This window comes from Microbispora corallina (assembly GCF_016863035.1).
Lineage (GTDB): Bacteria > Actinomycetota > Actinomycetes > Streptosporangiales > Streptosporangiaceae > Microbispora > Microbispora corallina.
The window spans coordinates 289,320-310,643 of the sequence record NZ_BOOC01000003.1; the positions used below are offsets into that span (position 1 = coordinate 289,320).

The window sequence follows — 21,324 nt, forward strand, 5'->3', positions numbered from 1 at the left end:
CAGCTGTACCAATGAGGGCCTGGTGCAGCATGGTCTGCGGCAAGGAGAAGATCGGCGCAAGGACATACCCTCAAGCACTGGTACGCCGGAGTCCGACAGCAGCGAGACGAAGTGGTGCTCCATCTCGCGCGGCGACCTGTCCTTGGCGCTGAGATCCGCGTTGTCGGGAGCTTGCGAAAGTCACGCCGTGATGCCGTTCTTAACGACACCCGGCCGGGCCCCCAGCGATCGCGGTCCAGGGTCCACAGACTCGATGGCCGATGTGGATCGCTACCATGCCGATCATGGACAAACTGGATCCCCGTCGCACTGCATTGATCCTTATCGACCTGATGACGCGCATCGTCGAGCAGCCCACGGCACCCCATACCGGACCTGCCGTGGTCGCCCGCTCCCTCGCTCTGGCCGACGCAGTGCGAAAGGCAGGCGGTCTCGTCGTCTCCGTACGGGTCGAGCGTCCAGGCGTTGCGGAGCAGCCACCTGGGAGCGAACTGGTGGAAGGGGTGCTCGGCGACCTGGAGATCGTGAAGCGCACCTGGGGCGCATTCCACAACACGGGGCTGGAGGAGGCATTGCGTGAGCACGCCATCGACACTCTGATCATCACCGGGATCGCCACGAACTTCGGCGTCGAGCAGACCGCGCGTTTCGCCGACGAGTTCGGCTTCAAGGTGATCTTGCCCGAGGACGCGGTCACCGCACTCGACGCGCACGCCCATGAGTTCGCCTTCGACTACATCTTCCCGCGCATCGCTACCGTCTGCACCACCGCCGAGCTTGTGGCAGCGCTCGACTGAAGATCAGTACAGACTCGGCCGATACCGCGAGAACTACCGAGAGAGGTGGACGCCTGGTCGTCGGCCAGGGCGTGAAGTGCGTCGGAGCAGAGGCGTGGAACCTGAGGGATCTCCGCGACGTGAGGTCGTGGAGCCACCTGCCGGACCGATCGCCAGAGGCGAACTCGTCGTCGTCCAGCAGAATTGGCGGCGGGGACGCGCCCGCTGTTCTTGCCTGGTGATCCCATCGCAAAGCCTCGCTTGACCTTGACACGGTGACAAGGTCTTCACTGTGGTCGAGGAGGTGATGGTTCCGATGACCATGCCGGAAGACGACACGAACATGTCGCGAGTTCATCAAGGGCTGGAGGACGCCAGTTCGTCGGTGCGGCTACAGGCGGTGCTGGCGATCGGCACGGCCCCGGATTCGCGGTTCATCGACAAGCTCATCGAACGATGCGGGGTCGAGCCCGATTTCTATGTGCGTGACATGCTGACGTGGGCGCTCACCCGCCATTCGTCATCGATGACGGTTCCGAAGCTCGTCGGCGAACTTCGCTCGGAGCGTGCGCAGGCGCGAAGCCAGGCGTTGCACACGCTGTCCAAGATCGGAGATCGGCAGGCGTGGTCCGCGATCACGCGGGCGCTGCTGACCGACGGCGACGACGAGGTGGCGCGCAGCGCCTGGCGGGCAGCGGTCGTACTCGTGCCCGAAGGTGAAGAATCCGAATTGGCCGGGGTGTTGACGACACAACTCGGACGCGGCGAGCGTGAGACGCAGTTGAGCCTCAGCCGGGCGCTGGTCGCGCTCGGTGAGGTGATCGTGCCGACCCTGCACGCCGCGGTGACGAATCGCGACCCTCGCGTGCGTCAGCACGCGATCGCGACGGAACGGCTGTTGCGCAACCCCGATGCGGGATTCGAGTTCGCGATCGAGGAGGCGAAGCGCGTCTCAGTCCTCGGCGCGGCCGGCCAGGAGGGGTGACAGGCGGTGTTGATCGGCGATGTGGCACGACGGTCCGGGGTCAGCGCCCGGATGCTCCGGCATTACGAATCGCTCGGCCTGGTGCGGCCGACGGGTCGCAGCGAGGCCGGCTATCGGGAGTACTCCAGCGAGGACATCCGGCGGATCTTCCATATCGAGAGCCTGCGGTCATTGGGGCTGTCGCTGCGTGAAGTCGGGCGTGCCCTGGACGATCCTGGCTTCACGCCCTCGGAGCTCGTCGGCGACCTCATCCGCCAGACCCGAGAACGCATCGCGGCCGAGACGGAACTGCTCACCCGTCTGAGCCGGATCGGCGCCGCGGCACCCGCCGACTGGGAGGACGTCCTCCGGATCGTGGCGCTCCTGCAGGCCCTGGGGTCGGACAGTGCCGGAAAGCGCCAGCGCGCGGCCCTGTCGTCGGCCGAAGAGGCTCCGGTTCCGGTGGAAGCCCTGGTCGAGGCCGCGTTGAGCGAGGCGGACCCGAACGTCGCCGGAGCCCTTCAATGGGCTCTGGCGCGATCGGGCGGTGGCGCGGTGGCGCTGCTGGCGGAGGGCCTCGGATCACCGGCAGCCGAGGTACGGCGACGTGCCGTCCAGTCCATCGCCGAGATCCCGGACGGTGAGGCGACCGCAGTGCTGCGGGAGGCCCTCACGAGCTCCGACGTCGTGGTCCGCCGGTGCGCGGCTCTGGCGCTCGGGGCACGTGGAGTGGCCGACGCGGTTCCGGCGCTCATCGACATGATCGTCGAGGGGACGAACGACGTCGACGCGGCCGATGCGCTGAGCGCGCTGGCGAGTGATCCCACGCTGGCGGACCAGATCGCCACCGGGCTCGCCGGCCGCCTCGCCCACGGCACCGATGACTCGTCCGTACGTCTGCGGCTGGCGCAGGCGCTCGCGGACATCCCGGGCCCCACGACGTCACGTGCCCTCGCGGATCTGTCACACGACGAAGACCGTGCCGTCGCGCTCACCGCGAGGTACATTCGCACGCTCCGCGACGGGCGATGACGCGATCTTTCCTGGGATGCCGGGTGGCGTCCATGGCCCGCGATGGCACGAACTCGGCCTGGTCGAACTGGCGCATCTGGGTCGTCAGCGCCGATTACAGTACCGATCATGAGCGTGGATTGGGGCGATCTGGTCGCGAAGTCGCTCCCTGCCGTCGTTCCGCTGCTTACGGCTCTGTACGCCGCGACGCGAGGCCCGGGGGTGATCCGGGAGCGGCTGAAGAACGATGCTGAGGTGTTGGAGAAACTGCCCGATTCCGATGCCCGTACCCAACTGCTAGAACTCATAGGGGACGAAGTCAGGGCTCTTCGTCAGTACAACTCCGCGAAGCGGGACCTGACTTCTCTCGGAATGGCGCTTGTGGCCGCGCCGGCCCTTGGTTATCTCGCACTATGGTTGGCCGGCCTGGGGCCATGGTGGGGCCCGCCGGCAGCGCTGGTCGCCGGCTTCCTCGCTCTTGCCTGCACCTATGGGATCTTCGAGTCGGCGCAGCGCGTGCCCCGCGATGCCAAAGGACGACGTCTCCAGGTGGGACAGTCCGGAGAGGCGAGTGAGGCTGCCGACGTCCCGCCGGAGGTCGAGTCGGCTCGTCCCGCCGAATAGCAGCGCCGGCACATCACCCGTATCGAGCGCGTCATCACCGACAACGCCCTGGCCGGGATGGACTACTAAAACACCCGGCGACGTCACACCGCACTGGCGGCCTTCCACCAATCAGCCGACTGTCACCTTCGCCATGATCGAGTCCATCTAGCGTCCCGCTCGTCGGCTTCACGGTCCAAACGCCCATGCCACCATCAGCGGGAACTCGTCACGCCAGAACGCACCGCCGTGCGACCCGGCCCGCTCGGTCATGACAACGTCCGCACCCGCATCGCGCAGCGCGACCGCCCACCGGGTTGCGTTCTCAAGGAAGAAAGGCTCCAGTGTGCCGGCAACGAGGTACGCGCGCGGAATCGGACTCGGCATCACGCCAGGCGGCCGGAAACCCGCGCCCGGCGAGGCGCAGAGAACCGCACCGTAGACGTCCGGATGCCGAAGCCCCATCGCGAGCGCCAGTTCTCCACCCGCCGAGACACCGAACACCGCGTTGCGTTCGGTGGGGAGCACGACTCCGAATTGCGACCGCGCCCATCGGCGGACGTCCTCAACGAAGAACTGCTCGTGTGCCGCGAACCGTTCCTGGTCAAAACCCGGTGAGTACTCATGGAGCCGCAGCGTCTCATCGGCCAGGCGGTGTACACCGACGATCATCGTGGACGGTACGTCGGCTGCCTCAAGGACTCCACCCCATTGCGCGATCAACTGACCGTCACCGGCGAACACGACTGCCTCGGGCGGATCTCGCGGGATGTACACGGTGACCTGCCGACCACCGTCGTAATCGAACGTCTCGGTGACGACCTCTCCCGCAGCTGGCTGGTTATGCATTTCGAATCCCGGTCCTTCAGACACACCACCAGACCCAAAGCTATGGCAGCGGAAAACCGGCAGTATGAGGAAGCTGTAGCCGCTTGGCCGGCCGCGGCCGCCCGCGAGGGCGCCTCCCGCTACCTCACCAGGGGGGCGAGCGGCCTGTTCTGGCGCCACGTGCCGCATGTCATGTCCGGCCGACCTCGGGCGGCAGGTTGAAGTAGCAGGTCGTCTTCTCCGCCACACCGGCCTGATCCCGTCGGCACCGGCCCGCTCCGGCACGCGGGGCCGGCCCCCATGCACGTCCGTCGTGGCCGCGCACGACCCCGAGGTCAGAGCGCCGGCGGCGTCGCCGTGGAGGGCCCTTAAACTGCTTCAACCAGGCTGACCTGCCGATATCCCCAGGTTCGGTGGGGTCGTGAGCGGGCCTCTCGTGGCTCACGAATACCGTCGCAACTTCGGCAGCGAGGCTGGTCCGGCCGCTCACTCGGAGGACACCCTCGTCCGGCCCGGCCAACAGGACCCTGACCAGGCTGAACGCTTCGCCCCATCAGTTGGCAATAGCTGGGTGTAAGGCGATCCAGTAACGAGGAGGGGCATGGATCCGGATGATGCGGAGTTGATCGGCCGATCACTCCACGGCGATGAGGATGCCTTCGTCGAGGTGGTCCGGCGTCACGAGGCAGCGGTGGGGGCCTACCTCGCGCGACGGGTCGGCCGCGATCTGGCCGAGGACCTGCTCGGCGAGGTGTGGGTGGCGGCGCTCACCTCCCGGGCGGCCTACGATCGCTCCTTTCCCGACGCCCGCCCGTGGCTGTTCGGCGTGGCACACAACACGCTCCGGCGGCACTGGCGATCCCGTCCGGACACCGAGGAGCCGCTGGCGGACGTCACCGACATCACTGACAGGGCGTCCGGCTGGGACCCCTGGGCCGCCGTGGACAGCCGCGTCGACGTCGAGTCGGTGCTCCGGCAGGCCCTGGCGCTGCTCCGGCCGCAGCAGCGGGAGATCTTGACCCTGGTGGCCTGGGAGGACCTGACCGTCGCCGACGCGGGGCGGGCGATCGGCGTACCGCCGGGGACCGCGCGCCGTTACCTGCACGAGGCGCGCATGGCATTGCGGAACGCGCCGGGGATGGCCGCGCTGCTGACCGATCACAACACGATAAAAGAGGCCAACTGATGATCGACGAGATGGACCTGTTGAGGGACCTGAGGGACACCGAGCCGGTGCGGCCGCACGCCTTCGAGGAGGCCAGGGCCGTTCTACGGGCGGCGCTGGCCGTGGAAGGGGCGCCGGAAACGAGAACCGCGTCCCGTCGGCGGGCCCGGTGGGGCATGCGCCGGACGATGGGCCTCAGCGCCGCCGGCCTTGTCGCCGCGGCCGCGGCCGCGGCGCTGGTCGTCCCGTCCGCGTCGACGCCCGCCCAGCCCCTCGCGACAGCGGCGCCGGCAGCAGGGAACCACATCCTGGCCGAGCTGGCCGCGGCCATCACGCCCCTGCAAGCCCACGTGCCGGGCGACGCGACGCTGGAGATCCGCAACGAGTCGCCGACCAGTGACGAGCTGAGCAACGACCACGGCATAGGGCTGTTCACCGACGACGGCACCTACTACTGGGGGAACGACAAGAGAGCCCTGCGGCGTGCCGTCGTCCGGAAGGACGGCGGTGACGACATGTTCAAGCGCGACATAGCGGCGGCGCTCTACGCCGTGAAGGGCGACATCGACACCGCGCGCGCCCGGATGGCCGTTTCCAACCTCGCTCCGGGCACGGATCCCAAGTCGGGAGAACGAACCAAGATCGAGAAGCTCAAGGGCCTGGCCAAGGCGCGGGGCGAGAAGTACGTGCCGCCGAAGCCACTGACGGCCCAGCAGCAGAAGGACATCACCGACAACCACATCTGGACGAACGCGATCGACGCCCTGCTCGCGGCGCCGGAGAACCCCCAGGTCCGGGCCGGCGTACTCCGCATCATGGCGACGATGCCGAAGGTCAAGGTCACGAAGACCACCACCGCCGGAGAGCCCACGCTCACGCTGGTGGACAGCTGGCCCACGACCGGCGGGAAGACCGAGGAGAAGCTGGTCATCAACGCCGGCACCGGCCATCCTGTCGCGTTGACCAGCAGCGTGCCGGACATGCCGTCCAGCACGTACTACTACCACAACTCCCGGGTGACGCTCGCCGACGTCGAAGCCGGCAAGTTCTGACCCCGTTACCCCGAGATCGTGCGGGCCGCCCGGTTGCCGGGCGGCCCGCTTTCCACGCCTACCGATGGCGCGCGCTCAGCCCTCGTCGGCCACCTGAGCGACAGCCTTTGCCGCCGGCGTGGGATCGTCAGTCCGGCTGGGCCGGATACAGCCACTGCAGTGCGGCGAGGCCGTTGTCGAGGTATTTGCGGTGCCCTGTTTCTACTCCGTAGGCCAGGTCCTCCAGGACGCTGCACCGGGCGTAGAAGACGGCCCGGGTGCTGATCGCCTCGATCTCGTGCGGGTCGGCGTGGTAGTCGCGCAGGGCGACGCGGACGGCCTGGGGGCCGAGGTCGCGGCAGATGAGGCCGAAGTCGTAGGCCGGATCGACGATCGCGGCGTCGCTCCAGTCGATGATGCCGGTCACCTTCCCGGTGTCCGGGTCGACGAGGACATGCTCGATGCCCAGGTCGTTGTGGGAGAACACCAGTTCCTGTCCGTCCGCCGGCGGTGGCGTGGCGAGGAACGCCTCCACGGCCGGGCGATGCGCTGCCGGCACCCACGAGGCGAGGGTGTCGTACATCTCCGCGGCTTCGGCCAGCCACACCGCGTTCGGCTGGTCGTCCGCGTCCACCAGCTCGGCCATCCGGGCGAGTGGAGCGCGGTGGAGTACGGAGAGCAGCTCGCCGAGCGCGGCGGCTATCGACATGCTGTGCGCCGATCGTTGCGGCAACGGGAGGTCGATCAGCGGCACGCCGGGGATTTTGACGTACGCCAGGCAGCCCCGCTCGGCGACGGTGAAGGCCGGCTCGGGGACGGGCAGGGGCGAGATGGCCGCGACGGCGGCGAGCAGTTCGGCCTCGTCGTTCACCTTCGCGGCCCGGCGCTGCGGATCGGGCTCGTCGCTGAATCGGACGATCAGCTCGCCGTCGACCTCGTAGGCGGTGTTGTCCTGACCCGCCCCCAGCAGGTCCACTGAGTCGATCCGACAGCGGGGCAGCTGAGCGGCGACGATGTCCCGGACCTCTCCGGCGCGATCGCTGCTCCGGCTCTCCATGCCACGATCCTAGGCCGTTCTTGTCCGGAAATGATCACGTGGTTACGCTCGGAGGCCGGTCCCGCGAAAAGCTGGGAGTGGTTGTGTCCTCCTTCGGCATATTCCTTGGGCTCGCTTACGAAGTGCTTCGTTCGCTGGCCGTTCTCGGCGGCGCACTGTTCGTCTGCGGTCTCATCGCGGCCGTTGTCCTCGCCGCTGTGTACCACCTCGTCCGTGGTCTTCTCCGCCTCCGCTCGAAACCCCGGCTCCGGGCTGATCAGGAAGCCGAAGGCTCCGTCCTTGAGTGGCTGAGGTAAGGCCCGACACCGCATACGTCGTCGGTCGTAGGCGGCGGGCCCGATGCGCCCCGGACGTTAGGCGGGAGCGTATTCCGCCGGCCGACGACAGGGGGACGGCGGCGCAGGAACATCTCCGGTGGGTCGAATCCGCGGATCGGAACCGGAGGAAGCGAATGAACCTGGCACAGATGGCCTGGCGGCTGACCAGCAGGGGGAGGAGTTCCGAGCGTGGCGCCGAACTGGCCGTCAAACGCATGCTTCAGCTCTACTACCTGTCCGGCCGGCCGCCGTGGGACAGCGGCATCCCGGCTCCCGAACTCGTGGAGACGGTCGAGGGGGCGCAGGCGCTGCCGCCGGGACGCGCGCTCGAACTGGGCTGCGGCACCGGAACGAACGCCGTCTACCTCGCCCGGAACGGCTGGGACGTCGTCGGCGTCGATTTGATCGGCCGCGCGATCCGGCAGGCGCGGGACAAGGCCGAGGCGGCGGGCGTACGGCCGCAGTTGCTGCACGGCGACGTCACCCGGCTGGACGAGCTCGCGGTGACCGGGCGGTTCAGTCTGTTCTTCGACCTGAGCTGCTACTGCGGCATCCCCGGCCACCGCCGGGACGCCTACGCCGACGGGGTCACCCGGCGGGCCGCGCCGGGGGCGCGCCTGCTGATGTTCGGGTACGGCCCGGAGTCGTTCGCCGACGGCATCAGCGGGGTCACCGCGGACGAACTGCGCGCCCGCTTCTCCGGCTGGGACCTCACCGACGTCACACCCGGGACCAACTCCGTGCCCACGTTCTGGTTCACCCTGCACCGCCGCTGACGCTCCCGGGAACGGCGGGGACCCTCGCGGCTCCCGGCGCCGAGTCAGCCGGAGCAGTGGGCGTCGGCTATGGATCTGCCCGCGTCGGACTGGCCGAGGGACACCGCCGTGTTCCAGTCGGCGCAGGCCCCGCCGGCGTCACCCAGCCGGGATTTCGCCAGGCCGCGCCGGTAGTAGGCGTCGGCGTACTGCGGGAACAGCCCGATCGCCGTGTCCAGGTCGGATCGCGCCCCCTGCGGGTTGCCCAGCTCGATCTCCGCGACACCCCGGAAGTAGTACGCCTCGACCAGTTGCGGGTCGTACGTGAGGGCTGTGGAGAGGTCGGTGTAGGCGCCCCGGTAGTCCTTCAGGGCGATCTTCGTCTTGCCGCGCTCGCTGTAACCTGCTCCGAAGGTCGGAAGCCGCGACACCTCGTAGTCGAGGTCGCCGAGCGCCCCCGCGTAGTCGCCCTTGTTGTACTTGGTCATGCCCAGGTAGTGGTAGGCCAGCACGAAGTCCGGGTCGAGCGCGATGGTGCGCTGGAAATCCGTCGTGGCCCCCGCGTAGTCGCCGTCGCGGAACCTGGCGATACCTCGGCTGTTGTGCACGAACGCCACCCCGGGTTCCTTGGCGATGGCGTCGCTCATGATGGTCTCGGTGTTCTGCCAGGCCGTGTTCCGGACGACCGTCAGCGTGGCGAACAGCACGGCGAACACCGCCATCGCCGCGATCACCCCGATCCGGGGCATGCCGTTCCACTGGCTGAGCGCCCTGTCCGCGAAGTGGCCCGCGATGAGGAACAGGCCGAGATAGGGCAGGTAGACGTACCTGTTCGCGTGGTAGTTGTCGATGAGGAGGACCGCCTGGGTCGGCGCGACAGTGATCGCGAAGAAGCCCAGTCCGAACACCACGACCTTGCGGGACGACCTGATCGCTACCAGCGCGGCGGCCACGGCCGCGAGCAGGAGCGGAGACAGGTAGAGGTACCACGGGAGCGGCGTGCCCGGGTACTCGTAGGCGAGGGCCAGGTGGAACGGGTAGACCAGCTGCACCAGATAGTCGGCCAGCGCCGAGCTGGCCACGACGACCCGGTCGAGGACGGTGTAGCCGTGTGGCGGGACCACGTCCTGTCGCATGGCCAGCGCGACCAGCCCTGCGCCCGCGGCGACGGCGAAGAACGGGATCTTCTCCAGGACCAGTCTCCGGCTCGGGGCGCGGCCCTGGAGGTAGTCGACGAGGAACATCACCAGGGGCAGCGCGACCGCGGTCGACTTCGACAGCGTGGCCAGCGCGAAGAGGACCACGGACCAGGCCAGCGGCTGCCACCGTCGTGACGTCAGGTGACGTAGGTAGGCCAGGAGCGCGGCCAGCGAGAAGAGCGTGGCCAGCAGGGTGCTGCGGGCCGAGATCCAGGCGACCGTGTCCACGTTCATGGGATGGATCGCGAACGCGGCGGCCGTGAAGCAGGCCGGGAAGGCACGCCCGGTCAGCCCGCGGACCAGCAGGAACGCCATCACCACGTTGGCGAGGTGCAGCACCAGATTGGTGAAGTGGTACATGCCCATCGCACCCTGACCGAACAGGTGGTCGACGGCGTACGACAGGTTCACCAGCGGCGTGTACATGAACTGCAGCGGCGTGGTGAACCAGTGGCCGACATTGGCCCAGCTGAGTTCCCGGATGGACGCGTTGTCCACCACGCTCTCGGGATCGTCGAAATAGATGAAACCGTTGCCGATGCCGTTGGCGTGCACGGCGAAGGCCGCCGCGACGATGCAGAGGAGAATCCACCGTTGCCGGGAACGATCCCGCGCTTCGATCACGGCCCTGCGGGCCGCGGCGCCGCGAGCGCCGCGAGCACTGCCGGCGTCGCGGCGAGCACTACCGGGGCTGCGGCGAGCACTGCCGGGGCTGCGGCGAACGGCCGGGCGAGCGGGCGTCATCACACGTCTCCTGTGAGCGTCGTCGCCGTCGGGCGTCACAGTTCTTCGTCACGCCGGTCCGGACGTGCCCGGATGCGGTGGAGCGCCTCGGACTGTACGCCCCGGCCCTGACGGGGCGCCAGTGCCCGTCCCGCCCCCTCGCGATGCGGTACGAGCGCGCGGCCGGCCTGCCACCTGGGAGAAGAGCTCCCACCGGGCCGCCGTCGTGTCCGGTGGCGGACCGGCCGCGTAGCCGGCCCGGTGAACGTTTCACGGCACGTCGCGCGTGGACGGCGATCGGCGCGGAGAACCGTGACGGGCGAGGGCGTCCCGGGCGCGGGAACGACAGGCCCCTGTGCCGCCGCTCCCGCGCGGTCCCGCGGACGCCGTGCGTCACTTCCTGGTCAGGGTCCACTTCCCGTCGGCAAGGACCGAGACGTAGCGGGTGCCCGCCGGGACGACGACCTTGCCGGAGACGTGCCCGATCTTGTTGACGAGGAGGCCGGGGGCCCCGGACGGCGGCAGGGCGTAGACGACGAAGGTGCTCGTCCCGCCATGGGCGTACCGCAGGGTGTGCAGACCCTTGGTGGGCGCGGCCAGCTTGAGGACCGCGTCGCCGAGGCCCTTCTCGGTGAGGTGCTTCCAGAGCGGGGCGTACGAGATGGGGGCGAACCTGAGCGACCAGGCCCCGTCGGCCTCGATCGTGAATCCGGCCGTCTTCAGGTCGGTGTAGGTGTTCACGACGACGGTCCCGGAGTAGTCGCCGATGCGGTTGACGAGGAGGTCGTTGTCCTTGCCGGAGGGCTGGATGCTCCAGACCGCGAAGTTCGACTCGCCGCTGTGCCGGATGACGGCGATGCCGCGGAGCTTGGTCGACGGCACCCGTACGACGTCGTCGCCCTCGCCGTGGAAGGTGCGCGCCTTGATCGGCGGGGGAGCGGTGGAGGCGTCCGCGAGGTCTGGAACGGTCCAGCTGATGCCGGCGACCAGCAGGACGACGGCTAATCGGATGACACGGATGCTGCCCATGGGTACTCCTGAGGCTAATGACACTCCGTACGTTGGTGGGACGGTTGGTGCGTTCCACCGGGTTACCCCGACACGGGGCGAAATCGCATCGTTACCCTCGTACGACATGTCTGTCACCTGGCGTTCCCAGGCGCGAGGGTCAGGCCGTGCGGCCCTGCTCGAAGAAGGCCCGTACGGCCTGCGCGCCGCCGAGCTCGCGGAGCGGGCGCGAGGCGCCGAAGGGCGCGTTCCAGAACGGCCCGGTGCGGGGCGTCCAGGGGCCGACGTACGCGTACGGCTCGGGGAGGTGTCCGTCGCCGGGCGAGATCCCGTAGTTGACCTCGTCGAGGGTGACGGCGAGGTCGAAGTGCTCCGGCCACAGGACCGGTGTGAGGCCGGGGGCGAACGCGAGCAGCGCCTCCTCGCCGATCGCGAGGCTCTCGGCCAGCCGCGCGGCCGCGGCGGCGTCCACAGTGATCTCGTCGCCGGGAGCCGCGCCGGAGCCGTCGTGGTAGAGGCCCTCGGGCGCGCCGGGGTCCACGCCGGCCGCCGCACCCAGCTCGGCGTACGTGCCCGCGAGGGGCAGGCGGCGATCGCCGGCGACCAGGACCGCGCCCTCCACCCGCAGATCGGGCTCGGCGACCGTGCCGAAGCCGCCGGGCACGACACGCAGCCGGATCGTCCCGCTGCGCCGGTACTGCGGCCCGGCGAGGAGCAGTTCCGCCACGCCGTGCAGGGCCCGCCGGGTCGCGGCCGTCACCTCGTCCACGGGACCGAGCCTCTCACACCGCCCGCACCCCTCACGGCGCGTGGGGTCACAGATTGAGGGGCCACGGCCGGGGGTAGCGCCATCACATGGCACCACAGGACCACGGCGAGCAGTCCGAGGTCATCCTGGGGGTCGCCCGCCGGCTCTTCGCGGCTCTCGGCTACGACGGCACGTCCATCCGCCAGATCGCCGAGGCGGCCGGTCTCGACGTCCCCACGGTGACCGCGCGGGTGGGCACGAAGCGGGAGATCTACCTCACGGTGATGGACCGGGCGTTCCAGAACGAGCGAGCCGCGCTCGAACCGGCGGCCCAGGAGTTCGAGCAGACGGGGGACATCCACCGGCTCCTCGACCGCTACCTGGACTTCTACGTCCACAACCCCGACATCGTGGCCCTGTGGATGCACCGCTGGCTGATGGACGCGGCCGACGTCGCGGAGCTCGAGTCGGAGTACGTCCAGCCGCTCACCGCGATGATGGGCAAGTCGGTGCACAGCCTGCTGGGGGACGTCGACATCGACATCGAGTACACGTTGTGGACCGTTATCTGGTGCGTGCACGGGTACGTGCTGGCGGGCGTCCTGGAGGCCGACGGGGAGGTCCACGGGCCGTCCGACCCCCGGAGCCTGCGGCGGTTCCGGCGCAACATGCACCTCATGATCCACCGCCACCTGGGCATGCCCGGCGACCCGCCGCCCTAGGATCCGCGGCGACGGCCGCTCACAGGGCCACGTGGACGTCGGCCGCGCCGGGCTCCTCCAGCCGGAACGTCGCGGTCTCGCCCTCGACGGCCACCTCGTACTCGCCGAGGAAGCCCGAGAACCGGATGCGCCCCTCGGCGTCGGTCGCCGTCGTCGTGGGCGGCACCCACCACTCGCCCTTCACCAGCCCGTGCAGCGCCTCGTACGACGGCTTGGGCGTGCCGTCGGCCCGTACGAACCCGCCGGGCGCCCCGAGCCAGCCGCCGTCCTGGAGGCCCCAGTACGTCACCGCCTCGACCGAGGGATGCGACAGCAGCGTCGTGTAGTGGCGGACCACCTCGTCCGCCTGGCGGGCCTCGCCTTCGGGGGTCGAGGGCCACTCGGGGATCTGGTAGTCGTTCAGGTCCTCGATGTCCGCGGGCATGAGGTGGCCGGACAGGATCGTCGTCTCGGTGAAGTGGATCGGCAGCCCGTACCGGGCGAACCGGTCGAGGACGTCACGCGTCCGCTCCTCGCCCCAGTAGCCCTGGTGCATGTGGCTCTGCAGGCCGAGCGCGTCGATCTTCACGCCCGCCTCCAGGACGCCCTCGATCAGGCACTCGTACGCGGCGGACATGTCGAAGTCGTTGAGCAGCAGCGTGGCGCCGGGGGCCGTCTCGCGGGCGGCGTCGACGACCATCCTGACCATCGGGATCCGGCCCATCTCCCGGCAGATCCGGGTGAGGCCGTTGTCGTACTTGTCGAAGATCGGCATGATGACGACCTCGTTGACGACGTCCCACATGTCGATCAGCCCGGAGAAGTCGCGCACCTCGCGCCGGATCCGGGCCGCCTGCTCACGGGCGATGTCGGCGTTCGGCAGGTCCAGCAGCCAGGGGGCGGTCTCGGTGTGCCAGGCCAGCGGGTGTCCCTTGACCAGGCATCCCCGGTCGGCGAACCACCGGGCCGCCGCGCTGAGCCGCGCCGTGTCCGGCCGGCCCCGGACGGGCTCGAAGCCGGCCCAGTAGAAGGGCAGCGTGGCGAAGTTGAACAGGCCGGCCCACAGGTCGGCCAGGCGCTCGGCCCGTTCCGGCTCCGGGTCGTCGCCGTTCGCCAGCGGGATGAACTCGAAACCGGTGCATCCGAACAGGAAGGCGTGGTCGCGCTGCGCGACGACCACCTCCCGCCCGGCCAGTGGCACGCCGCCGCGGGTGAGCGTGACCGCGGCGTCCGCGGTCCGGTGCCTCCTGATCAGCGGGTCGGTCATCGGCGTCCTCCAGTCGCGCCGGAGATCCCGCCGTCGTGGGGCCCCGGCCGGGCTCCGCCGGCGGCCGCCCGCCGGCACCACAACTGTGGCGAACGGGGGCGGCCTCCGCAACCGTCGCTACTCGATCACCAGCTCGACGGGGATGTTGCCGCGGGTGGCGTTCGAGTACGGGCAGACCTGGTGGGCCTCCTCGACCGCCTTGCGGCCCTCTTCGGGGGAGATGTGGTCGGGCAGTTCCACCCGGAGCGTCACCGAGAGGGCGAAGCCGCCCGTGCCCGAGGGGCCGAGCCCGACCTCGGCGGTCACGGACGCGTCCGACAGGTCGAGCTTGGCCCGCGAGGCCACGAGGGCCAGCGCGCTCGCGAAGCAGGCGGAGTACCCAGCGGCGAACAACTGCTCGGGGTTGGTGCCCTCGCCCTTGCCGCCCAGCTCGACGGGGCGGTCCAGCACCAGGTCGAGCTTGCCGTCGGAGGAGACGGCCCGGCCCTCCCGGCCGGAGGCGGTGGCGATCGCGGTGTACATGGCGCTCATCGGGGTGCTCCTTACTGGACAGACCTGTCTGTCTCCGTTGGTCCCGAGCCTAGACAGACCTGTCTGGTAAAGTCAACTCATGACCACTACCGCCGCGCCCGAGCGCCGGGCCGCCCCGCCCGCCCGGCGGCGCATCCTCGACACCGCGCGAAACCTGTTCTACGGCGAGGGCATCCGCGCCGTGGGCGTCGACCGGATCATCGCCGAGGCCGGTGTGGCCAAGGCGACCTTCTATCACCACTTCCCGGCGAAGGACGACCTGGTCTGCGCCTATTTGAAGGAGCAGAGCGACCTCCAGCGCGGCCTGGCCGATGGGCTCCGTTCGGCCGAGGGGCCCGCGGAGGAGAGGCTGGTCGCGGTGTTCGAGGCGGTGGGGGAGATCGGCTGCGGGCCGGGCTTCCGGGGCTGCGCGTTCGTCAACGCCTCGGTGGAGTACCCCGACCCCGCCCATCCCGTGCGGCAGGTGGTGGCCGCGCACCGCGCCTGGTTCAGGGGGCTGGTGCGGGACCTGCTCGCCGCGACGGGCCACCCCGACCCCGACCCCACCGCGGGGATGCTCGTCATGCTGCGGGACGGCATCGTGGTGGGGGCCGACCTCGACGACGCTGCCGAGGTCCGCGCGCTCGTCCGCGACGCGGTGACGCGTCTGGCCGCCGTGCCCCGGTCCTGACCCCGTCCGCGCGCACGGCAGCGCCCGATCCGCGCTCGTCAGAATCGGATCGGCGCGCGCTTCGGGGCCGCCGCGGCATGCGTGGCCGCCGGCGCCGGCACGTCCTGACCGAGGGCGTGCGCGGCGAGGGTGGCGCACTTCGGGGTCGGGCCATCCGAAGAACCAGACGTCCGATGTATCGACACGATTAGGCGCGTCCGGCTTCCCCGCCCGCCCCGGTCCGCGCGGTGGGTGGCGATCGATCAAAGTTGGACACAAAACCCCACGTTCTCCCGCGATTCCGCATCAACTCCGGCCCTGTAGGGTGCCCCGTCCGGGCTGCGGCGTTTCCGGGTTGTTACGTCTGTTCCATCGTTCCAGCGTCTTGAGGGCGTTGACAGGTGTTCCCTTTTGTGGGATCACAGTCCAGAGATCCAATCTTTGCGAGAGGATCTCGACGCCGAAGGCTCCGAAGGGAGACCGATGGAACCGGGCAGGGCGCGGGCACCCACGTGACGCCCCGCTGCGCGGACCTCCGCGCGGCCACCGGTCCGTGAGCGCTCACGGGACCGCGCCGGTTCCCCGGGCCGTCCCCCTCCGAGGCCCTCCGGCACCCCCGTACCGCCGACGAGGCGGACACCTCGGCCGTTCACCGGGCCGCGTGCGGGCGCGGCGGCCGTATCCCTTCCGCAGGTCACCACCAGCACGACCTTGACGGCCAAAGGAGCCGACATGCCGAAGACGGCACCACGGAGGAGGCGGGCGGGCACGATCGTCGCCGCGATCGCGTCCCTCCTCCTGACGATGACGCTCGCGTCCCCCGCGCGGGCCGAGCTGCAGCACCCCCGCCAGGCGTTCCTGCGCAACTCGGTCGCGGGCCTGTTCCTGCACTGGGGCATGCGCACCTCGCCCGGCTACACGAGCTGCAGCGCCTGGGAGAACGCGGTGACGAGCGGCGGCTGGAACGCGACCTACTGGGTCAACGAGGCGAAGAAGCTGCACGCGCAGTACATCGTGCTCGCCGCATTCCACAGCAGGCTCGGCTACTCCCGGCCCTGGCCGTCCGCCATCCCCGGCTCGTGCAGCACGAAGCGGGACTTCCTCGGCGAGCTGATCGACGCCGCCGACGCCGCCGGTCTCAAGGTCATCAACTACATGACCGACGACCCGCAGTGGCACGACGAGGGCGGCCACGAGTGGCTCGACTCCTCGGCCTACTCCAGCTACAAGGGCCACACCGTGGACCTCACCACCCGCGACGGGTTCGGCGAGTTCAGCTACGACAACTTCGTCGAGGTCATGCAGCGCTACCCCAAGCTCGCCGGGTTCTGGATCGACAACGACAACGCGTACTGGGAGAGCCACGGGCTCTACGAACGCATCCGGCAGGACCGGCCGGACATGACGCTGTCGAACAACAACGAGGACACGCCGATCATGGACATGATCAGCAACGAGCAGAAGACCGGCATGACCCCGGCGTACGACTACCCGCAGGCGGTCTACACGGCGGCGCCCCGGCTGATCGAGGCCGACTTCAAGCTGCCGTCGAGCGGCCCGTGGTGGTACGGCGGGTCGGACTCGGCCGTCGACTACGCGCTCACGCTGGGCCGGCTCATCACCAACGCCGGGTCGTCGGTGAAGGCGCTGATGGCCGAGACCGCCATGGTCAACGGCAAGTTCCCCACCCAGCAGGTCAACTTCAACAACTTCGCCAACACCTATCTCAACGCCATCTGGGAGTCCCTGAACGGCACCGAGGGCGGCGGCTACATGTACGGCGGCCTGAAGCCCGGCTTCTGGAACAACGGAGCCCACGGGGTCACCACGATCAGCAGGACCAACCCGAACCTGCACTACATCCACGTGATCACCCCGCCGTCCGGCAGCACGCTGCAGATCCGCGACAACGGCTACCGCATCACCGGCGTGACCAACCTCCGCACCGGCGCGGCCGTGCCGTTCAGCCAGGCGAACGGCACGCTGACGATCAGCGGCGTGTCGAGCTGGGACCAGTACGACACCGTGTTCAAGGTGACCAGCAGCGGGCGTGAGGGGATCTACACCTCCGGCGTCACGATGAGCGCCAGCGCCTCGGCGAGCGGCCACGCCGCGTCCGCGGCCGGCGACGGCGACTACCTGACCTACTGGGACAGCAACAACACCACCCCCGTGTCGCTCCGCTTCGACCTCGGCTCGGCCAAGCGCGTGCAGTACATCGGGATCAACCAGCGCGAGGACTCGACCGTCTACCCCGAGTCCGCGTCCGCGCGGGCCTCGACCTACCGCGTGTACGTCAGCAGCGACGGGACGAACTGGGGCAGCCCGATCAAGACCGGCACGCTGCCGAACGCCCGGGGCGTCCAGTTCGTCGACCTGCCCGCCACCACCACGCGGCACGTACGGCTCGAGGTGACCGCGACCTACGCGACGAGCGGCAACCCGGAGCGGTGGCGCGTCGACGAGGCGTGGATCGGCGGCTCGTACGCCGGCTCGGGCGGCTCGTCCTCCCAGTCGTACGAGGCCGAGTCCGGGGCCCTCAGCGGCAAGGCCACGGTCGCCGCGTGCACGGGCTGCTCGGGCGGCCAGAAGGTGCGCTACATCGGCAACGGCACGGCCAACTACCTGACGCTCACGGTGAACGCCGCGACGGCCGGGACGAAGCAGATCACGATCGCGGGCACGGTGGACGGCACCCGCACGGTCTCCGTGAGCGCGAACGGCGGGACCGCGGTCACCGCCTCGCTCACCGGCACCGACTGGGCCACCCCCGTGACGGCGACGGTCGGCGTGCCGCTCAACGCGGGGTCGAACACGCTGAGGTTCTTCAACGACACCGCGAACGCGCCCGACCTCGACAAGATCACCGTTTCCTGACGCCCGGGACCGCCGTGCGCGGCCGGAACCTCCGCCCGGCCGCGTACGGCCCGGCGTCATGCTCGACCTTCCCCCCACCCCGCGCGGCCGCGCACCCAGGCGGCGGCCGCGCCCTGCTCCGGGAGAGCGCATGCCCAGACACGTCCGACGACGGTGGCCGGCCGCGGCCCTCGCGGCCCTCGCCCTCGCCGCCTCCGGCGCGGCCGCCGTGGCCGCCGTGGCCGCCGCCCCCAGCGCCTCGGCCTCCGACAACGGCCAGTCCGTCCGCCCCGCCATGGGGTGGAGCAGCTGGAGCTTCGTCCGCCGGTGGCCGGACGAGACGAAGATCAAGGCCCAGGCCGACGCCCTGGCCGGCAGCGGCCTGCCGGCCCTGGGGTACGTGTACGTCAACCTCGACGACTTCTACCAGAAGTGCGACTCCAACGGCTTCGTCGTCGACTCGTACGGCCGCTGGGCCGTCGACACCGCGAAGTTCCCCGGCGGGATCAAGGCACTCGCCGACTACGTGCACTCCAAGGGCCTGAAGTTCGGGTTCTACGTCACGCCCGGCATCGCGAAGAACGCGGTCACCCGCAACACCCCCGTCGAGGGCACCTCCTACCACGCGCAGGACATCGCCGACACCTCGCGCACCGAGAAGAACTACAACTGCAAGAACATGTACCGCCTGAACTACTCCCACCCGGGAGCGCAGGCGTTCATCGACTCGTGGGCCGACCAGATGGCCTCCTGGGGCGTCGACTACCTCAAGATCGACGGGGTGGACGCCTCGACGGTCGACGACGTCGAGGCCTGGGACAAGGCGTTGCGCCAGACCGGACGGCCGATCAACTTCGCGCTGTCGAACAACCTGCCGATCGCGCAGGCCACGACCTGGCAGCGGCTGGCCAACAGCTGGCGCACGCAGGGGGACGTCGAGTGCTACTGCGGCCCGGGGGCCAACGGCAGCGGCTTCCCGCTGACCGACTGGTCGCACGTGTCGAGCCGCTTCGGCTCGGCCGCGTCCTGGCAGCAGTACGCCGGGCCGGGCGGCTGGAACGACCTCGACTCCCTGGAGATCGGCAACGGCGACCAGATCGGCCTCACCGCCGACCAGCGCCGCTCGATGATGACACTGTGGGCGATGGCGGCCTCGCCGCTCCTGCTCGGCAGCGACCTGACCGCCCTGACCTCCACCGACCTCGCGATGCTGACCAACACCCGGCTCATCGCGGTCGACCAGGACGGCGTGGCCGCCCAGCGGATCGTCAGCAGCGGCGTCAACCAGGTCTGGCGCAAGCGGGAGGCGAACGGCGACTACATCGTGGCGCTGTTCAACACCGGCACCTCCGGCAACTCGACCGTGAGCGTGAGCTGGTCGCAGGTCGGCTTCTCCGGCAGCGCCCAGGTCACCGACCTGTGGTCGGGGTCGAGCGGCGGCACGGTCAGCGGCTCCTACAGCGCCACCCTCCGCCCCGGTGAGACCCGGCTCATCCGCGTCCGGCCCACCACCTCGGGCCCCTCGTCGTACGAGGGGGAGGGCGGCGCGCTCAGCGGCGCGGCGGCGGTCGCCTCGTGCTCCGGCTGCTCGGGCGGGCAGAAGGTCCGCTTCATCGGCAACGGAACGGCCAACTACGTCACGCTCACCGTGAGCGCGGCCGCGGCCGGGTCACGCCAGGTCACGATCGCGGGCACCGTGAACGGCACCCGCACGTTCTCGGTCAGCGCGAACGGCGGCGCCCCGGTGACGGCCTCGCTGACCGGGACCGACTGGAACACGCCGGTCACCGCGACCGTGAGCCTCCCGCTCAACGCCGGCGCGAACAGCGTGAAGATCTACAACGACTCCGCCTACGCACCGGACCTCGACAGGATCACCGTGTCCTGACCCCGTCCGATCCCCGGACCCCGTCCGGCCGGGCCCGCCGTCGGCGCCCGGCCGGACGGGACCAGGCGGCCGGGCTTTCAGGTGGCCGGGCGATCAGGTGCTCGGCGTGGCGGGGTGCGCGGCGTGGCGGAGTGCTCGGAGTGGCCGGGGTTCGGTGTGACGGGGTGTGCTGGGGTCGGGTGTGCTGGGTCAGGTGTTCGGCGGTCAGGTGGAGCCGCGCAGGAGCAGCTCGGGGCGGACCACGGAGTCCGGCACCTCGTGGGGCTCCGCGCCGGCCACCAGCTGCGCCGCCTGCTCCACCGCGAGCTCGCCCAGGCGCGGCTTGTCGATGTGCAGCGTCGTGAGCGGCGGCTCGACCAGCTCGCTCAGGCTGAGACCGTCGCACCCGAGGAACGCGCAGTCGTCCGGCACCCGAAGACCCCTCCGCACGGCCGTCCGCTGGGCGCCGATCGCGATCAGGTCGTTGTACGCGAACACGGCCGTGACGTCCGGGTGCACCTCCAGCAGCCGTTCCATGGCGGCGGCGCCGCCGGCCACGGAGTTCGCCGCGGGCTCGATCCACGACTCGTCGACCGGGAGGCCGTGCCGGGAGGCCAACTCCAGGTACACCTCGCGCCTGGGGTTGGGGGCGGCGGCGGAGATGCGGGCCTCGTCGTCCAGCATCGCGATCCGGCGATGTCCCCGGTCGATCAGGTGGCCCAGGCCCTCCCGCACGCCCGCGTCGAAGTCGATGCGCACCCCCGGGACCGAGGGGTTCATGCCGTCCTTGTCGAGCAGCACGATCGGCATGCTCATGTCGACGGCCCGGTTGATCGCCTCGGCGTGCAGGAGGAACGCCACGCACACGTCCACCTGCTCGGCGATCATGTCGACCACGGCCAGCTCCTTGCGGCGCTGGGAGCCGGTGTTGTAGACCACGACCTGCCACTCGCGGCGCTCGGCCGCCTTGAGCACGCCGGCCGTGACCTCGGGGAAGAACGGGTTGAGCACGTCGGCGATGACCAGGCCGAGCGTGGTCACGTCCTGGCGGACCAGGCCGCGGGCGAAACGGCTCGGCCGGTAGCCCATGAGACGCGCGGCCTCCAGGATGCGCTGCCGGGTCTCGGGGTCGATCTCGGTCTTGTTGTTGATGGCCCTCGACACCGTCTGGCGGGAGACGCCCGTGGCACGCGCCACATCGTCGATCGTGATCCGCCGGGTTTTCCTCGTGGTCGGCACGTAGCGAATCTAGCCCCATTCGGGACGTC

20 protein-coding genes are annotated in these 21,324 nt (G+C 70.0%); 12 read left to right on the plus strand and 8 right to left on the minus strand.

Annotated features, from left to right (window positions below):
- Positions 1-284: 284 nt before the first annotated feature.
- The 4 genes from Mco01_RS05425 (at position 285) to Mco01_RS05440 (ending at position 3,375) form a co-directional block, all read left to right on the plus strand.
- Complete coding sequence (locus Mco01_RS05425; protein ID WP_204055768.1) at positions 285-797, plus strand: isochorismatase family protein; 513 nt, start codon at positions 285-287, stop codon at positions 795-797.
- Between the two features lie 271 nt (positions 798-1,068).
- A complete protein-coding gene (locus Mco01_RS05430) occupies positions 1,069-1,761 on the plus strand; it encodes a HEAT repeat domain-containing protein (protein WP_307825558.1) in 693 nt (230 codons plus the stop codon).
- 6 nt (positions 1,762-1,767) lie between these two features.
- Entirely contained in the window at positions 1,768-2,772 is a 1,005-nt protein-coding gene (locus Mco01_RS05435; protein WP_204055769.1) for a HEAT repeat domain-containing protein, read from the plus strand.
- 108 nt (positions 2,773-2,880) lie between these two features.
- Positions 2,881-3,375 carry a hypothetical protein gene (locus Mco01_RS05440; protein WP_204055770.1) on the plus strand — a complete coding sequence of 165 codons (495 nt, stop codon included), beginning with the start codon at positions 2,881-2,883 and terminating at the stop codon, positions 3,373-3,375.
- A gap of 168 nt (positions 3,376-3,543) precedes the next feature.
- On the opposite strand, the gene Mco01_RS05445 is transcribed toward Mco01_RS05440, so the two are convergent.
- A complete protein-coding gene (locus Mco01_RS05445) occupies positions 3,544-4,203 on the minus strand; it encodes an alpha/beta hydrolase (protein WP_204055771.1) in 660 nt (219 codons plus the stop codon).
- Between the two features lie 580 nt (positions 4,204-4,783).
- On the opposite strand from Mco01_RS05445, the gene Mco01_RS05450 reads away from it, so the two are divergent.
- Entirely contained in the window at positions 4,784-5,368 is a 585-nt protein-coding gene (locus tag Mco01_RS05450; RefSeq protein ID WP_204055772.1) for an RNA polymerase sigma factor, read from the plus strand.
- Positions 5,368-6,399 carry a hypothetical protein gene (locus Mco01_RS05455; RefSeq protein ID WP_204055773.1) on the plus strand — a complete coding sequence of 344 codons (1,032 nt, stop codon included), beginning with the start codon at positions 5,368-5,370 and terminating at the stop codon, positions 6,397-6,399. The genes Mco01_RS05450 and Mco01_RS05455 overlap by 1 nt, the downstream gene beginning before the upstream one ends.
- Before the next feature lie 127 nt (positions 6,400-6,526).
- On the opposite strand, the gene Mco01_RS05460 is transcribed toward Mco01_RS05455, so the two are convergent.
- Entirely contained in the window at positions 6,527-7,435 is a 909-nt protein-coding gene (locus Mco01_RS05460; RefSeq protein WP_204055774.1) for a phosphotransferase family protein, read from the minus strand.
- Between the two features lie 38 nt (positions 7,436-7,473).
- Between Mco01_RS05460 and Mco01_RS05465 the strand changes: the two genes are divergently transcribed.
- Together Mco01_RS05465 and Mco01_RS05470 are read left to right on the plus strand one after the other, a co-directional pair.
- A complete protein-coding gene (locus Mco01_RS05465; RefSeq protein ID WP_204055775.1) occupies positions 7,474-7,731 on the plus strand; it encodes a hypothetical protein in 258 nt (85 codons plus the stop codon).
- A gap of 155 nt (positions 7,732-7,886) precedes the next feature.
- Positions 7,887-8,528, plus strand: coding sequence for a class I SAM-dependent methyltransferase (locus Mco01_RS05470; RefSeq protein ID WP_204055776.1), 642 nt, complete (start codon positions 7,887-7,889; stop codon positions 8,526-8,528).
- Between the two features lie 44 nt (positions 8,529-8,572).
- Here Mco01_RS05470 and Mco01_RS05475 read toward each other — a convergent pair whose 3' ends face one another.
- The 3 genes from Mco01_RS05475 to Mco01_RS05485 form a co-directional block, all read right to left on the minus strand.
- Positions 8,573-10,330 carry a tetratricopeptide repeat protein gene (locus Mco01_RS05475; RefSeq protein ID WP_204055777.1) on the minus strand — a complete coding sequence of 586 codons (1,758 nt, stop codon included), beginning with the start codon at positions 10,328-10,330 and terminating at the stop codon, positions 8,573-8,575.
- A gap of 492 nt (positions 10,331-10,822) precedes the next feature.
- On the minus strand, positions 10,823-11,458 hold the full coding sequence (locus tag Mco01_RS05480; protein WP_204055778.1) for a hypothetical protein: 636 nt from the start codon (positions 11,456-11,458) through the stop codon (positions 10,823-10,825).
- 139 nt (positions 11,459-11,597) lie between these two features.
- Entirely contained in the window at positions 11,598-12,206 is a 609-nt protein-coding gene (locus tag Mco01_RS05485) for a hypothetical protein (RefSeq protein ID WP_204055779.1), read from the minus strand.
- Positions 12,207-12,292: 86 nt separating this feature from the next.
- Here Mco01_RS05485 and Mco01_RS05490 point away from each other — a divergent pair, with 86 nt between their 5' ends.
- Positions 12,293-12,907: a TetR/AcrR family transcriptional regulator gene (locus Mco01_RS05490; RefSeq protein ID WP_204055780.1), complete on the plus strand. Its 615-nt coding sequence runs from the start codon at positions 12,293-12,295 to the stop codon at positions 12,905-12,907.
- 19 nt (positions 12,908-12,926) lie between these two features.
- On the opposite strand, the gene Mco01_RS05495 is transcribed toward Mco01_RS05490, so the two are convergent.
- Together Mco01_RS05495 and Mco01_RS05500 are read right to left on the minus strand one after the other, a co-directional pair.
- Complete coding sequence (locus tag Mco01_RS05495) at positions 12,927-14,153, minus strand: endo-1,4-beta-xylanase (RefSeq protein ID WP_204055781.1); 1,227 nt, start codon at positions 14,151-14,153, stop codon at positions 12,927-12,929.
- Between the two features lie 117 nt (positions 14,154-14,270).
- Entirely contained in the window at positions 14,271-14,684 is a 414-nt protein-coding gene (locus Mco01_RS05500) for an organic hydroperoxide resistance protein (RefSeq protein WP_204055782.1), read from the minus strand.
- A gap of 79 nt (positions 14,685-14,763) precedes the next feature.
- Between Mco01_RS05500 and Mco01_RS05505 the strand changes: the two genes are divergently transcribed.
- The 3 genes from Mco01_RS05505 (at position 14,764) to Mco01_RS05515 (ending at position 20,077) form a co-directional block, all read left to right on the plus strand.
- Positions 14,764-15,354, plus strand: a complete 591-nt coding sequence (locus Mco01_RS05505) for a TetR/AcrR family transcriptional regulator (RefSeq protein ID WP_204055783.1) — start codon at positions 14,764-14,766, stop codon at positions 15,352-15,354.
- A gap of 711 nt (positions 15,355-16,065) precedes the next feature.
- Positions 16,066-18,210 (plus strand): discoidin domain-containing protein, encoded by a 2,145-nt coding sequence (locus Mco01_RS05510; protein ID WP_204055784.1) that lies wholly within the window; start codon positions 16,066-16,068, stop codon positions 18,208-18,210.
- A 130-nt stretch (positions 18,211-18,340) separates the two neighbouring features.
- Complete coding sequence (locus Mco01_RS05515) at positions 18,341-20,077, plus strand: alpha-galactosidase D (protein WP_204055785.1); 1,737 nt, start codon at positions 18,341-18,343, stop codon at positions 20,075-20,077.
- Between the two features lie 204 nt (positions 20,078-20,281).
- Here Mco01_RS05515 and Mco01_RS05520 read toward each other — a convergent pair whose 3' ends face one another.
- Entirely contained in the window at positions 20,282-21,295 is a 1,014-nt protein-coding gene (locus tag Mco01_RS05520) for a LacI family DNA-binding transcriptional regulator (RefSeq protein WP_204055786.1), read from the minus strand.
- Between the last annotated feature and the right edge of the window lie 29 nt (positions 21,296-21,324).

Excerpts from the sequence above, each read along its gene's own strand:
- Mco01_RS05425 (WP_204055768.1), top strand. The coding sequence starts at position 285 with ATGGACAAACTGGATCCCCGTCGCACTGCATTGATCCTTATCGACCTG.
- Mco01_RS05440 (WP_204055770.1), top strand. The coding sequence starts at position 2,881 with ATGAGCGTGGATTGGGGCGATCTGGTCGCGAAGTCGCTCCCTGCCGTC.
- Mco01_RS05445 (WP_204055771.1), bottom strand. The coding sequence starts at position 4,203 with ATGCATAACCAGCCAGCTGCGGGAGAGGTCGTCACCGAGACGTTCGAT.
- Mco01_RS05450 (WP_204055772.1), top strand. The coding sequence starts at position 4,784 with ATGGATCCGGATGATGCGGAGTTGATCGGCCGATCACTCCACGGCGAT.
- Mco01_RS05455 (WP_204055773.1), top strand. The coding sequence starts at position 5,368 with ATGATCGACGAGATGGACCTGTTGAGGGACCTGAGGGACACCGAGCCG.
- Mco01_RS05460 (WP_204055774.1), bottom strand. The coding sequence starts at position 7,435 with ATGGAGAGCCGGAGCAGCGATCGCGCCGGAGAGGTCCGGGACATCGTC.
- Mco01_RS05470 (WP_204055776.1), top strand. The coding sequence starts at position 7,887 with ATGAACCTGGCACAGATGGCCTGGCGGCTGACCAGCAGGGGGAGGAGT.
- Mco01_RS05480 (WP_204055778.1), bottom strand. The coding sequence starts at position 11,458 with ATGGGCAGCATCCGTGTCATCCGATTAGCCGTCGTCCTGCTGGTCGCC.
- Mco01_RS05490 (WP_204055780.1), top strand. The coding sequence starts at position 12,293 with ATGGCACCACAGGACCACGGCGAGCAGTCCGAGGTCATCCTGGGGGTC.
- Mco01_RS05495 (WP_204055781.1), bottom strand. The coding sequence starts at position 14,153 with ATGACCGACCCGCTGATCAGGAGGCACCGGACCGCGGACGCCGCGGTC.
- Mco01_RS05500 (WP_204055782.1), bottom strand. The coding sequence starts at position 14,684 with ATGAGCGCCATGTACACCGCGATCGCCACCGCCTCCGGCCGGGAGGGC.
- Mco01_RS05505 (WP_204055783.1), top strand. The coding sequence starts at position 14,764 with ATGACCACTACCGCCGCGCCCGAGCGCCGGGCCGCCCCGCCCGCCCGG.
- Mco01_RS05510 (WP_204055784.1), top strand. The coding sequence starts at position 16,066 with ATGCCGAAGACGGCACCACGGAGGAGGCGGGCGGGCACGATCGTCGCC.
- Mco01_RS05515 (WP_204055785.1), top strand. The coding sequence starts at position 18,341 with ATGCCCAGACACGTCCGACGACGGTGGCCGGCCGCGGCCCTCGCGGCC.